Below are 13171 nucleotides of genomic sequence, written 5' to 3' on the forward strand. Positions count from 1 at the left end.
AGGGTGGATTCCTTGCGCAGGCCGCCGACTTCGACGCCGAACTGTTCGGCATATCGCCGCGCGAAGCCCTCGCCCGGACCCCCGCTTTGACGCGACACCGCGCGGGGAGCGCCTGCGGCCCGCGGTTCAGGACGCGGTGATGTCCTGCTTGATGACGCGCTCGATGTTCCGCTCCGCCAGCGCGGTGATGGTCACGAAGGGGTTGACCCCGATGCTGCCGGGGATGAGCGAACCGTCCGTCACATAGAGGTTCTTGTAGCCCGAGACACGGCCGTAGTTGTCGGTCGCCTTGCCCAGGACGCAGCCGCCGAGCGGGTGGTAGCAGAAGTCGTCGGCGAAGTTCTTGGCCTTGCCGCCGAAGAGGTCGTACCGGTAGACGGTCGTGCACGCCTTGTTGATGCGGTCGAACAGCGACTTGGCGGCGTTGACCGCGGGGGTGTTCTGGTCGCGTGTCCAGCGGAGGTTCATCGCGTCGCGGGCGGCGTCGTAGACGAAGGTGCCGCGCTCGGGGTTCTTGGTGATGGCCAGGTAGAGGCTGACCCAGGTCTCCAGGCCGGCGGGCATGGGGGCGATCTCCGCGAAGACGGGGGCGTCGCGGTTGTCCCAGTCGTCGATGCCCATGGCGGGGATCGACGACTGGTGGGCGCCGGTGGGGTTCCACATGTGGTTGGCCCGTGCGGTCATGATGTTGCCGTTGGGGCCCCAGCCGGCGCCGACCGCGGGGGCGAGGTCGGGGAGGGCGCCGGTCTCCCGTGCGCGGAGCAGCAGTTCCGTGGTGCCGAGGCTGCCGGCGCCGAGGAAGAGGTGGCGGCAGCCGATCTCCTTGGTGGCCAGCAGACGGCCGTTCACGTCTTTCTGCTCCACCGTCAGGACATACCCGCCGCCCTTCTGCTGGCGGATGCTCTTGACCTGGTGCATCGTCTCGATGGTGACCTTGCCGGTGCCGAGGGCGGCCGCCAGGTAGGTCTTGTCGAGGCTCTGCTTCCCGTGGTTGTTGCCGTAGATGACCTCGGTGGCCAGCGCGGACTTCGGCACCTCACCGGCGGCCTCGCGCCGCATGTAGTCCCAGTCGTAGACGTTGGGGACGAAGACGGTGCCCAGACCGGCCTTGCCGGCCTGTTCCCGGGAGACGCGGGCGAACTTGTACCACTCGCTGTCCTCGAACCAGCCGTGGTCTATGTGGTTGACCCGGAGCGCGGTGTTGGCGCGCGGGAAGTAGCGGTCATACATCTCCGCCGCGTCGACCTGCGGCAGGACCTCCTCGAAGTACGAGCGCTTCGGCGTCACGGCCATGCCGCCGTTGACGAGGGAGCCGCCGCCGACGCCGCGTCCCACATAGACGGACATCTGGTCGAAGTTCACACGGTCCAGCACGCCCGCGTAGGGGTCGATGTCCTTGTTGATCACATCGAGCCAGAGGAAGCTGCCGAGCGGGGCCTCGGTGCGGTTCTTGAACCAGCTGGAGCGCTTGTCGGGGCTGAGCATCCCACTGAAGACGTTGCCGTCCGGGCCGGGCTGGTTCCACAGTTGGCCCATTTCCAGCATCAGCGTGGGGATTCCCGCCTCGCCGAGGCGCAGTGCGGAGACGGCCGCGCCGTAGCCGGTGCCGACCACGACGGCGGGGACGAACGTCCCGCCGTCGCCGCCGGTGCCGGCGGCGGCCGCACGGGGGGCGGCGGTGATCGTGCTCTGGCCGGCGAGCGCCGCGGCGCCCAGGGCCGCCAGGCCGAGCATGCGGCGGCGCGACAGATGCTGGTGTGCTGACACGCTGTGTATCTCCTGAACTTTCGGGGAGAGGAAGGCGGATCCGAGGGCCGGCGGAACGGCACGGCCGGCGAAGTGTCTCGCCACGATTCGGTCCGGAACGGACGCTATGGACACCGCGTCAGGACTGTCAACGCGATCCGGACCGGGCCGGGCTAACCCTGTGGTCACCGGGCCCGGGGGTTCGGTCGCCGGCGGTTCCGGGGGCTTCGGTTCGGTACGGTCACGGCACGGGCGGGAGCGGCCCGTGCCGTACGGCTCAGACGCCCTCCGGTCCGGGCAGCAGCGGTGCCAGCACGGCCAGTTCGGACCGTCCGGCGACGTGGAGCTTGCGGTAGGCGCTGGTGAGGTGTTTCTCCACGGCTCGGGAGCTCACTTCGAGCCGTTCGGCGATCTCCTTGTTGGGCGTGCCGTGGGCGGCGAGCCCGGCGACCCTGCGTTCGGCCCGGGTGAGTGCCGCCACCGGGTTCCGGGAACCGGCCGGGGCGGCGAGTTCCCGGTACGCCCGGTCGGCGATCCACGGCACGCCGCAGGAGAGGGCCCGGTCGCGGGCCCGGCGCAGCCGGACCTCGCCCTCGGCGAACCGGCCGGCGGCCAGCAGCCGCCGGCCGAGGAGCAGGTCGGTCCGCGCCGTTTCCATGGTGTTCACGGACCGCTCCAGGATGTCGGCGGACTCGCGGAGCAGTTCGATGCCCCGCTCCCCCGCCGTGATCGCGCCCCGGACCCGCTGGGCGCGGCCGATGGCGGTGGGGGTGCCCCAGGCCACGGACCGTTCGTACTCCTCGTCGGCGAGGTCGTGGGCCGGCTGGAGCCGGCCCAGCCGGTGCTGGAGCCCGGCCGCCCAGGCGCGCCAGGGGGCGAGGGCGGGGTTGCGCCAGTCGGCGCGTTCCGCCGAGCGGCCCCAGTCGAGGACGTACTCCAGGGCCGTTGCCGGGTCTCCCTTGGCCGCCGCGACGGCGCCTCTGAGGAGTTGGAGGGGGGAGGGCCGGAAATCGTGGTCGGCGGTCGCGTACCGGTGGGCGAGCAGGCGCCGGGTCAGTCCGGCGTCCCGGCTGTGGAGGGCGACCGTGACGACGGCGGTCAGGGAGGGCAGCGTGGCCCATTCGGTCACGCCGAGGGTGAGTGCCTCCTCGGCGTGGGCCCTGGCGTCCTGCAGCCGTCCCCGGGCCAGCAGGGTGTGGGCGAGCTCGACGGCGATCATCGCCTGGGGGACGGGAGTCGCGTCCCGGCGGGCGCGTTCCCGCGCGGTCGTCAGCCAGGGGCCGATGACCTCCAGCGATTCCGCGGCCGTCAGTACGGCGCACAGGAGGGTCAGCCCGGTGTGGACGTGGTCGGGGGCCGCGGGTTCGTGCTGGAGGATGCGGTTGGCCTGGACGGCGGCCTCCGTGGCGGTCATCCGCTGGGTCACGGTGGCGCCGTGCAGGAGCACGGCGGCCAGTTCGCGTTCGGCGGCGGTGCGCATCGGGGGCGTACTGCCGAGGGCCCGTAACCGCTCGGCGCAGCGGGCTATTTCGCCGGGACCGGCCACGGCGACATGGCGCAGCCGGGCCTCCAGCCGCAGGGCGGCCTGGCGTTCGACACCGGTGAGGCCGTCCGGGTCGCCCAGTTCGGCCGCCACCTTGGCGACGGTGTCGATGACCGGCGGGGGGCAGCCGCCGAGCAGGGAGGGCGTGGTACGGGCGGCGGCGAGCGCGCGCCCCGTGGGTGTGGGGAGCAGGAGGAGCGCCTGGGAGAGGAGGCGCAGGGCGGCGTGCGGGTCGACGTCGCGCTCCGATGCGGCCAGGTCGAGCAGCAGGGCCGCCCGGTCGGCGCCGGAAGACGAACTGCCGAGCAGGGCGCGGCGCAGGTAGCAGGCGGCTTGTGCGGGGGCTCCGCGCCGCCGTGCGGCGGTCGCGGCGGACCGCAGCACCTCGACGGTCCAGCCGTTGGTGCCCGAGGTGACGGCGAGGAGCTGGGCGGCGGCGCGTTCGGCCGGGTGGCCGTCGCTGTACAGCAGGTGGGCGGCGCGCAGGTGGATGTCCTCGTGTTCCGCGAGTGTCATCGACTCCTCGGCGGCTTCCCGTACGGACGGGTGGACGAAGCGCGGCGCGGGACCGTCGGTCAGCAGGCCGAGGCGGCGCAGGCAGCGGGCGGCCTCCTCGCTGCCCGCGGTGTCCAGTTCCGCGAGGCGGCCGGTCAGTTCGAGTCCGGTCTCCTCGTCGAGGACCGCCAGTGCCCGTGCGAGGCGGCGTACCGGTTCGGGCTGGGAGCGCAGGGCGACGGCGAGGCGCTCGCGCAGTGCCACGTACCGGGGTTCCGGCCCGTCGGGGGCGTGCCCGGCCTTCGGCCCGTCGGGGGTGAGGTCGGCCAGGGCCGCGGTGAGGAACAGGGGATTGCCGCCCGACGCCTTGTGGCGGGCGGCGATCTGCGCGGGGCGGCCCGGACGGCCCAGGCGGTCGGCGACGAGGGCGGCGACGGCCTCCACCGACAGCGGGGCCAGCCAGAGGCAGGAGGCGGCGTGTTCGATCAGTGCCTGTACGGGTGGCGCGTCCGCGCCCGGCTCGCCCTCCCGCACACTGACGACCACGGTGACGCGCAGGCCCGGCAGCCGTCTGGCGAGCCCGCCGAGCCAGCGCAGGGAGGCGGGGTCGGCCCACTGGAGGTCGTCCACGAGGATCAGTAGGGGCTTGTCCGCGCTGTACTCGACGACGTGGGAGAGGAAGTCGGCGGACCGGTCCGGGCCGAGGTCGAGGGACCGGCAGCCGGGAAGCGGGTCGAGGAGCCGGCTCACGACGCCCAGGGGGAAGTCCTGTTCCTGTGCAGCGCAGCCGACGGTCAGGGCGCGCAGCCCGCGAGATCCGGCGAGCGCGGGCAGCCGCCGCAGCAGGGCGGTCTTTCCGCTGCCGATGCCGCCGGCCACGGCCAGCAGACGGCCGTCGCCCCGGTGGGCGGACTCCATCGCAGCGGTGATCAGGTCGAGTTCGTGTTGCCGGCCGCGAAGGGGTGTCATGGTCTCGCTTTCGGTCGGTGTCCCAGCGCGGCGGCCAGTTCGGGCCGGCCCTGGATGCCCAGCTTGCGGTAGGTCTTGGTCAGGTGCAGTTCGACGGCGCGCGGGGTGACGGACAGCTCGGCCGCGATGGCCCGGTTGGGCAGGCCGTCGGCGGCCAGTACGGCCACCCGCCGTTCGGCGGCGGTCAGTTCCCGCCGGGGCGCCGACGCGGTGGCGGGCGGCCGGTCGTCGCGGGCCCGGGGGTGGGCGGTGCGGCGGCCGGACGGAGTGGTGGCGCGCGGGGCGGGGCCGGGGGGCCGTTCGCCATCCGCCGGGGCGCCGGGGGCGCCCCATGTGTGTACGAGGTGCTGTTCCTCGGCGAGCAGGGCGGCGGCCACGGGGTCGGCGGGCGAGGCGCAGGCCGAGGCGGCGGCCCGGCGCCAGGGCAGGAAGGCGGGGTTGGTCACCTGCCGGGCGAGCAGCCTGCGGCCGCACTCCAGCAGGTCGGCCAGGGCCTGTTCCCGGCGGTCGCGCGCCAGGTGGGTGCGGCCGCGGGTGTAGCACAGGAGGGCGCCGGTCAGTCCGGCTCCGGTGCGGTGCGGGCCGATCAGGGTGAGCAGCCGTTCGGCCTCGTCCGGCTCGCCCCGTTCCAGCCGCAGCAGGGCCGCGAGTGCGGTCAGCCCCGGGGTGGGGAACGGGGAGCCGCGGTGGCCGGGCACGGTCTCCCGGGCCCGGTCCAGCACGTCCGCGGCGGCGTCGGGCCGTCCCCTGCCCAGTTCGGCGAGACCGCTGACGAGCAGGGCCAGGCCGGCCACCGGCCGCACGTCCGCGTACCGGGCCTCCACCACCACGGTGTCGAGGGCGGTACGGGCCTCGTCGTGGTCGCCGCTGAGCACCAGCGCGTGGCAGGCCACCACCCGGAGGAGGAGCGGCGCGCCATGGCGGGCGTCCGGGGCGAGGGCGGTGCGGGCCAGTCGGCGGGCGCGGTCGATGTCCTGGCCGCGCAGGGCGGTGCGCCAGGCCGCGGCGGCGGCTTCCGCCGGTCCCGCGGGCTGTTGGGGCAGCGGCGGGACCGGGGCGCGGTCCAGCTCGTGGGCGGCTTCCGGTTCGCTCTGTTCGGCGAGCCAGTACAGGGCGCGCAGGGTGCTCGCGTCGCCGCCGTCCGGTGCGGCGCACCCGGCGGCCCAGGCGATCAGCGGCTGTGCGGCGGCCATGTCGCCGTGGGCCACCAGGAGTTCGGCGGTGCGGACGGAGGCGGGTCCGGCCGCGGTGCCGACGGACGCGAGCATGGCCTGCTGCAGGTGCCGGTCGGCCGCTTCGAGGTCGGAGGGCAGGACGGCGGCCGCGAGTTCGGTCAGCAGGTCGGCGCGCAGGTCGGGCGGCACCGGTTCGAGCAGGGCGCGCCGGAGCAGCCGGGCGGCGTCGGCCGGCCGGCCGACGGCGCGGTGGCGGGCGGCCTCGCCGCGCAGGAGTCCGGCGGCCCAGTCGGCGCCGCCGGGCCACGCGTTCAGCAGCATGCGGGCCACCGCGCTGTCGGGGGCGGCGGTCCGGTACGCCCACGCGGCGGCGCGGCTGTGGAGTTCCTCGCGGTTCCGGACGCTCAGGTCGGCCAGGACGGCTCCGGCCGCCGCCGGGTGCCGGAAGGCGGGCCGGTCGCCGGGGACCAGCAGGCCGGTCCCGGAGAGCAGGGCGAGTGCGTGGGGGGCGCGTGCCCCGGCGAGCGCGGTGATCATGGAGTGGGTGCAGTCGGGCCCGGCGGCCGCGACGACGCGCAGGACGTCGCGGAGTTCCTCGGGCAGTTCGGCGAGAAGGTACCGGGTGCGCTGCCGGACGGACTCCGCGGCGCAGTCGGCGAGCCGGTGCAGGTGATCGGCGGTCGGCTGCCAGTCGTGGCGTGCGAACCGGCTGACGACCGAGCGCAGCAGCGCGGGGTTTCCGTCGACGGCGCGTATCGCCGCCTCCCGGAACGCGGGGTCGGCCGGGGTGTGCCAGGCCCGGTCGAGGACCCGGCCGACGGCCGGGTCCGGCAGTGGGCCGAGGGGAAGAACGTACTGGTCGACGGTCCGGTCGCCGTCCAGCGGGCAGGGGGCGATGCGGTCGTCGGGGCCTGCGGGCGAGGCGTCGCTGCGGGCGGTGAGCAGCATCAGGGAGGTGTCCGCGAGGCGGCGGGCGAGGCTCTGCAGCCAGCGCAGCGACTCCGGGTCGGCCCACTGGACGTCGTCGACGACGAGGAGCAGCGGCTCGGTGCGGGCGGCGGCGAGGAACTCGGCGCAGAGGGCGGCCCGTTCGTCGTCCCGTGCGCCCGGCCGGGGCGGCGGTGCCGTGGCGTGGCCGCCGCGCGTCAGGGCGCCGCGCAGTTGCCGGGCGAGGCCGTAGGGCACGTCGGCGTCTTCCATGCCTGCCTGGGCGGTGACGGCCCGGACGCCGGTCCGTCCGGCCAGGACGACCGCGCGGTCCAGCAGTGCGCTGCGGCCGATGCCGGGCGGGCCGTGCACCTCGGCGAGCGCGGGCCGGCCCTGGCCGAGGCACAGCAGCGCGGCGGAGAGCAGGGCCTCTTCCTCCTCGCGTCCGGCGAGCGGCGAGGGTTCGCCTGAGCCGCCGCCGGGCGGCCGGCCGGAGGGCGGGGTCGTGTCCGTCGTCCTGGTCATCTGCCCGCCGCCAGCAGGTCGGCGGGGCGGAGGCCGCCGGGCAGTTCGGCGCGGCCGCGTACGTCGAGTTTGCGGTAGACGTTGGTCAGGTGCATCTCCACGGTGCGGGTGGTGATGAACAACGTCTCGGCGATCTTCTTGTTGCTCGCTCCGTCCTGGGCCAGGGCGGCCACGCGGCGCTCGCTGTGGGTGAGGGAGTCGAGCGGGTTGGCGGCGAGCTGCGGCATCCGTCCGCCCGCGCTGACCAGCAGTCGGCGGGCCGTGGCGGCGAGCAGGTGGTACCCGCTGTGCGTGGCTCTTTCGATGACGAGGCGCAGATGGCGGCGGGCGCCGTCGGCGTCGCCGTGGCGCAGCAGTTCGTGGCCGAGCTGGAATTCGGCCTTGGCGAGTTCCATACGGGCCGGGGAGGAGGACAGGGCGTCCACCGCGTCGCCGAGCAGCCGCAGCCGGGCGCGGCCCTCGGCGACGCAGGCGGCGGCGAGCAGGCCCTGGCCGATGGCCCGGGGGGTGCCCCAGCGCCGTACGGCCGGCTGGATCCGCTCGACGACCGCGGCGGCCTCGGCGGGCCGGCCGAGGCGGACGAGGGTGGTGACGGCGGGCAGCCACCAGGGGGCCATGACCGGGTTGGCCACGCCGGCTTCCTCCAGGCTGCGTCCGCACCGCTGCCACGCCGCCAGGGCGCCTTCCAGGTCGCCTTGTTCACGCAGGGCCCGGCCCCGGACGTAGAGGTAGTGGTGCCAATCGAAGATGCGGCGTTCGAGCACGGCGTCGGTGCGCACGACCTCGTCCAGTACCTGGCAGGCCTCGGCGGTGAAGCCCGCGGAGAGCAGGGAACCGCTCAGGGCGAGCCGGGGTGTGGGTGCGGGGTCGTCCGGCCAGGCCCGCTCGGCGAGCGCGACCGCGGCCCGCCCGTGGTGCAGGGCACCGCCGATGTCGCCGGTGTCGTGGAGGGTGAGGGACCGGACGGACAGCGCCCATACCCGTGCCCATGCGCCGTGGCGGTCGGGGTCGCCGGCCGAGAAGCGCTCCAGGCTGGCCAGTGCCTCGTCGGCGGCGTCCGCGTGGGCGAGGACGGTGGAGCAGCCGACGATCCACCAGCCGGCGCCGGTGGTCTCCTCGACCCGCAGGGCCCTGCGGGCGAGTGCGGCCGCTCCCTCGGCCGACCTGCCGTCCAGGCACGCCATGGTGCTCATGGCGGCCAGCAACTGGCGCTCGGCGGGGCTGTCGCCGCGCGGCGGTGTCCAGGTGCGGGCCCGTTCGCGGACCCAGGACATGGCCGCCTTGTCGTTGACGGCGGTGACCAGGAGCGCCGAGGCGATGGTGGTGCGCAGTTCGCGGTCGGCGGGCCCGGGGTCGGCGCCCAGGTCGGTGTCGAGGCCGTCCAGGACGAGCCCGAGGGTGCGCGCGGCGTCGGCCGCCTGGTGGGTTCCGACGGCCGAGAGGCCGTAGTCCATGGCGATGGCGGCCTTCTCCCGGGCGTCCGTGGCGGCGGCCAGCGCCTCGTGCAGGTGGGCCAGCCCGACGGCCGGGTCCGTCGGGGCGTAGGCCCTCGCCAACTCCCGGTGGATGTCCTTGCGTTCGGCCGCCGTCCGCCGTGCCGTCAGGGCGCGCCGCAGGCAGCCGAGGATGTCCCCGGTGGCGGCGTCGCCGCGCTCCGCGATGGCGTCGCGCAGCACGGCGAGCATCCAGGGTTCGTCGATGCGTTCCAGGAAGAGGAGTTGGCCGACGATGTCGCCGACCGGCCGGCCGGCGTCGTTGAGCAGCCGGGCGGCCCGGGCCCGCAGCTCCTGCAGGCCGTCGGCCGGCATGCCGGTGAGGACGGCCTCGCGGAGGGGGTCGCGCATGGCGGGCCCGCGTCCTCCGGGGACGACGACCTCGAACCGGCGCAGCACGCCCAGGGCGGCCTCCGCGCGCCGGCCGGAGACGCCCGCCAGCACGCTCAGCAGGTCGGGTTCGGCCTGGCCGAGGACGGCCAGGGCGGTGGCCACCTGCCGTACGGAGCGGGGCTGGAGGGCCAGGAAGTCCGGTATCAGCGAGGCGAGTACGCCGCCGTGGACCGTGTGCAGCAGGTGCCGGCTGTCGCGGTCGGGGCGGATCCCGGCCGTGCGCAGTCCGGCGAGCAGCCGCCCGAGCAGCAGTGGGTTGCCGCCGCAGATCTCCGCGCAGCGCCGGGCGAAGTCCGGGTCGACGGGCCCGCCCAGCGCCCGGTCGATCAGCCGTCCGGTGCCGGACTCGCTCATGGGCCCCAGCTCCAGCAGGGTGCACCGGTCCTGGGCCAGCAGTTCGGCCAGGACGGCGTCGCCGGAGCCGTCGCTCTCCGTGCGCTGGGCGAGAAGTACGAAGAGGGGGTGGGCGGTGACTCTGCGCAGGACGAAGTCCAGGCGGCGCAGGAGCTTTTCGTCGTACCCCTGGGCATCGTCGAGGACGAGGGCCAGCGGGCCGTCGGCCAGCAGGCGGAGGATGCGGCCGTGCAGCCGGCGGCACTCCGTGTACGGGTCGGGCGGTGCGGACGACGGTCCTTCGGGTTCCGTCGGTACGGGACCGCCGGGAAGGGCCGGCAGGTCGGGGCCCCGGCCGGGTCCGGTCCCGCCGCCGAGGGTGCGTACGGTGAAGCCGTCGGCCCGCAGGCGGGTGACGGCGGCGGCCAGCAGGCTGCTCCGGCCGATTCCGGCGGGGCCCTGGACCAGTACGGCCCGCGCGGTTCCCTCCCGGGCCGTGGCGGCCTGCCGCAGCACACTGTTCAGTTCGGCGGAGCGGCCGACAAGGTCCTGGGACGACTCATGACGTGTCTCGGTGCTGGCCGCCACAGCGTTCCTTTCGCGAGGCCGGCCGCGGCCCCGTTGACGATCGGCGCGCCGGCGGCCGGCCCCCGGGGGGAATCGGCCTGCATGATCCAGTCGACATGACACTAAGGAGAGGAACTGGACAATTCCACAGGGCTTTGAGTCAGAGCGGGGAGAGTTGGCCGGATCGGCGTCGTCGGGAGCGGGAGACGTCGTGCTCCGGCCCCCGTATCTCCTCAGTTCACGAAGCCTTCCTTTCGGACTTGACGAAGTCCTCCACGGCCTCGGGCGGCCAGGTGCCGACCTTGAGCACGCCCATGGAGTAGGCGCGGGAGACGAGCGCGGCGCGGTTGGGCACCTTCAACTTCCGCAGCAGACAGGTCACGTGGTATTCGACGCCGTGCGGGCTCAGATAGAGGCGTGAGGCCAGGGGGACGGTGGAAATGCCGGCGGCGATGCCCTCCAGGATGCGTGCGTCCATGACGGACAGCATCTTCTTCCGGTTGGTGACCACACGCGTCCCCTCGGCGTCCCCGACCGTGGGCATCATGACGAGGATCGCGTTGGTACCGGGCAGTCCGCCGCGCACCGCGACCGCGGTGAGGGGGACGGTGAAAGCGGACCCCTCGCCGGGGCGCACGGCGATGACGGGAGTGACGAAGCGCTGATGCCTGCCTTCGAGCAGGTTGGAGAACTGGCGCAACAGCGGCTGCTGGACGCTCGGGTGCACCACATCGCGGATGCTGCGGCCGCACAGCTCCTCCGAGGAGCCGTTGAACTGCCGGAAGAATTCCTGGTTCGCCTTCTGGATGGTCAGGGCCGCGTCGAGCCCCGCCACGCACATGCCCGCCTGGTCGGGCTGCTGGCGAACGGCCGCGCGGCCGTCCCGGTCCGACGCGTCGCCGTCTTCCTCGAACCGGGCCGAATCAATGAGCGTGGGCATTGCGTTCAACAAGGGAAGATCCCCTTCATGAAACTTCATGTGCCGGTGTGATTAATCGAAGGCTAGTTAGCCACCGGTGCAAGGGGCAACAACCGCCATTGCGAAGTCGCTTAAACCTGCGGCCCGACCGGAAAAGGTTCGGTCGCGATCCGTCACTTCGGTGCCCTTGTACGGCCGAAATCGCGCCAATAGCCGTCCTTTCACGCCACGACCGGGCCCGCCTCTCACTCTCCGTACATGTTCAATCACGGTCCGACTGCATGCGGGGGTTTCGGTTGCCGCGGCGGGCGGCGCGGCAACGGGCGCCGGGCCGTGACGGCGTGGCGAATGAGAACACCTGGCTGCCGCGTTTGAAGAACGTCTGGCTGCCGCGTTGAATTCACCGCCGGAATACACGGACGAGTACCCGCTACTCCTGATTGCCACGATCTCGACAAAAACGCGTCACGCGTCTTCCGGGACGCCCGGGAACTCGGACCGGGCCGACCGTCACCGGGGGACACGGCACCCGCCGCGCGGGCCGCCGGGGGGCGAGGGACCGGGCCGCGGGCGGCGGAGTCTAAGGATTTCCCGGCGACCGGCGTGAGATCAAAGGTGAGTACGGCCAGCCGACCCGCACGGGGGCGTGCTCGACGAGCCCCCGCCACCGCCGAAAGGGAACCCATGGACTCCGCCCGACGGCCGATCCTCTTCGTCAGTCTTCCGGAGAGCGGCCTGCTCAACCCGCTGCTCGTACTGGCGGGCGAGCTCTCCCGCCAGGGAGTGGAGGACCTCTGGTTCGCCACCGACGAGCCGCGGCGCGACGATGTGAAACGGATCGCGGAGCGCTCTCCGGTGGAGTTCGCCTCCCTGGGCGATGTCGTCTCCGAGCTGTCCGCGGTCACTTGGAGCGACGAGGTCTACCGCGAGGTCACCCAGAGCTCGCGCTTCAAGGCCCACCGCGCGGTCGTCAGGCAGTCCTTCAAGCCCGGTCTGCAGGACATGAAGTACCGCCGGCTCGCGGCCGTCGTCGACGAGGTGCGGCCGGCGCTGATGGTCATCGACTGCATCAGCGGCTTCGCGATCGACCTGGCCGTCGCCCGGGGGATCCCGTACGTGCTGAGCGTGCCGTTCCTGCCGAGCAATGTGCTGACGGCCTTCACCCCCTTCGGCAAGAGCTACACCCCGAGGGGCTTCCCCGTCCCGCACACCGGGCTGCCGGGCAGGATGAGCCTCGCCCAGCGCGTCAGCAACGAGCTGTTCAAGGTACGGGCCGTCACGATGTTCTGCACGCCCAGGATGAGCAGGGTCCTCATGACGGACCACCGGCGGCGCAAGTCGCTCGGCCTCCCGACGCTCACCCTCATGGCGAGGATCGAGCAGGCCGAGCTGGTCCTGTGCAACTCGATCGCGGAGCTGGACTACCCCTTCGACATCCCCGAGAAGATGCGGCTGGTCGGCGCGATGGTGCCGCCGCTGCCCGAGGCCCCGGACGACGTGGACCTCTCGGGGTGGCTGGACGCCCAGTCGTCCGTCGTCTACATAGGGCTCGGCACCATCACCCGGCTGACCCGGGCGGAGGTCGCCTCCGTCGTGGAGGTCGCCCGCCGGCTCGAAGGCCGGCACCAGGTGCTGTGGAAGCTGTCCGAGGAACAGCAGCGGCTGCTGCCGCCCGAGGAGTCGCTGCCGGCCAACCTGCGCATCGAGAGGTGGGTTCCCTCGCAGCTCGACGTCCTGGCCCATCCGAACGTGAAGGTGTTCTTCACGCACGGCGGCGGCAACGGCTTCAACGAAGGTGTGTACTTCGGCAAGCCGCTCGTGGTGCGGCCGTTGTGGGTGGACTGCTTCGACCAGGCCGCCCGCGGCCGGGACTTCGGCATCAGCCTGACCCTGGACCGGCCGCAGACCATCCACCCCGGCGACGTCGTCGACAAGATCGAGCGGGTGCTGGGCACCCCCTCCTTCCGCGGGAACGCGGAGCGGCTCGGGGTCCTGCAGCGCGCGGCGGGCGGCCGGGAGGCCGCGGCCGCCCGGATTCTCGGGCTCCCGGCCCTGACCTGAGCGCACACGAACACCCGCCGCACAC

General features: G+C 73.6%; 6 protein-coding genes. 1 reads left to right on the top strand and 5 read right to left on the bottom strand.

Annotated features, from left to right (window positions below; translation table 11 throughout):
• Positions 1 to 126: 126 nt before the first annotated feature.
• The 5 genes from ACWD4A_RS00005 to ACWD4A_RS00025 form a co-directional block, all read right to left on the bottom strand.
• The gene (locus ACWD4A_RS00005) at positions 127 to 1734 is read right to left on the bottom strand and encodes a GMC oxidoreductase (protein ID WP_451187540.1); all 1608 of its coding nucleotides are present in this window, start codon (positions 1732 to 1734) and stop codon (positions 127 to 129) included.
• Between the two features lie 289 nt (positions 1735 to 2023).
• Positions 2024 to 4753 (bottom strand): AAA family ATPase, encoded by a 2730-nt coding sequence (locus ACWD4A_RS00010; protein ID WP_451187240.1) that lies wholly within the window; start codon positions 4751 to 4753, stop codon positions 2024 to 2026.
• The gene (locus ACWD4A_RS00015) at positions 4750 to 7380 is read right to left on the bottom strand and encodes an AAA family ATPase (protein WP_451187241.1); all 2631 of its coding nucleotides are present in this window, start codon (positions 7378 to 7380) and stop codon (positions 4750 to 4752) included. Before ACWD4A_RS00015 ends, ACWD4A_RS00010 begins: the two co-directional genes overlap by 4 nt.
• Entirely contained in the window at positions 7377 to 10187 is a 2811-nt protein-coding gene (locus ACWD4A_RS00020; RefSeq protein ID WP_451187242.1) for a LuxR C-terminal-related transcriptional regulator, read from the bottom strand. The genes ACWD4A_RS00015 and ACWD4A_RS00020 overlap by 4 nt, the downstream gene beginning before the upstream one ends.
• A gap of 217 nt (positions 10188 to 10404) precedes the next feature.
• Positions 10405 to 11115, bottom strand: a complete 711-nt coding sequence (locus tag ACWD4A_RS00025) for a LuxR C-terminal-related transcriptional regulator (RefSeq protein ID WP_451187243.1) — start codon at positions 11113 to 11115, stop codon at positions 10405 to 10407.
• Between the two features lie 654 nt (positions 11116 to 11769).
• Here ACWD4A_RS00025 and ACWD4A_RS00030 point away from each other — a divergent pair.
• A complete protein-coding gene (locus ACWD4A_RS00030; RefSeq protein ID WP_451187244.1) occupies positions 11770 to 13146 on the top strand; it encodes a glycosyltransferase in 1377 nt (458 codons plus the stop codon).
• The last annotated feature ends 25 nt before the right edge of the window (positions 13147 to 13171 follow it).

The sequence above is a fragment of the Streptomyces sp. NPDC002537 genome (genome assembly GCF_053594975.1).

Bases quoted from the DNA above. Each gene is read 5' to 3' on its own strand.
- ACWD4A_RS00005 (WP_451187540.1), bottom strand. From the start codon at position 1,734: ATGCTCGGCCTGGCGGCCCTGGGCGCCGCGGCGCTCGCCGGCCAGAGC.
- ACWD4A_RS00010 (WP_451187240.1), bottom strand. From the start codon at position 4,753: ATGACACCCCTTCGCGGCCGGCAACACGAACTCGACCTGATCACCGCT.
- ACWD4A_RS00015 (WP_451187241.1), bottom strand. From the start codon at position 7,380: ATGACCAGGACGACGGACACGACCCCGCCCTCCGGCCGGCCGCCCGGC.
- ACWD4A_RS00030 (WP_451187244.1), top strand. From the start codon at position 11,770: ATGGACTCCGCCCGACGGCCGATCCTCTTCGTCAGTCTTCCGGAGAGC.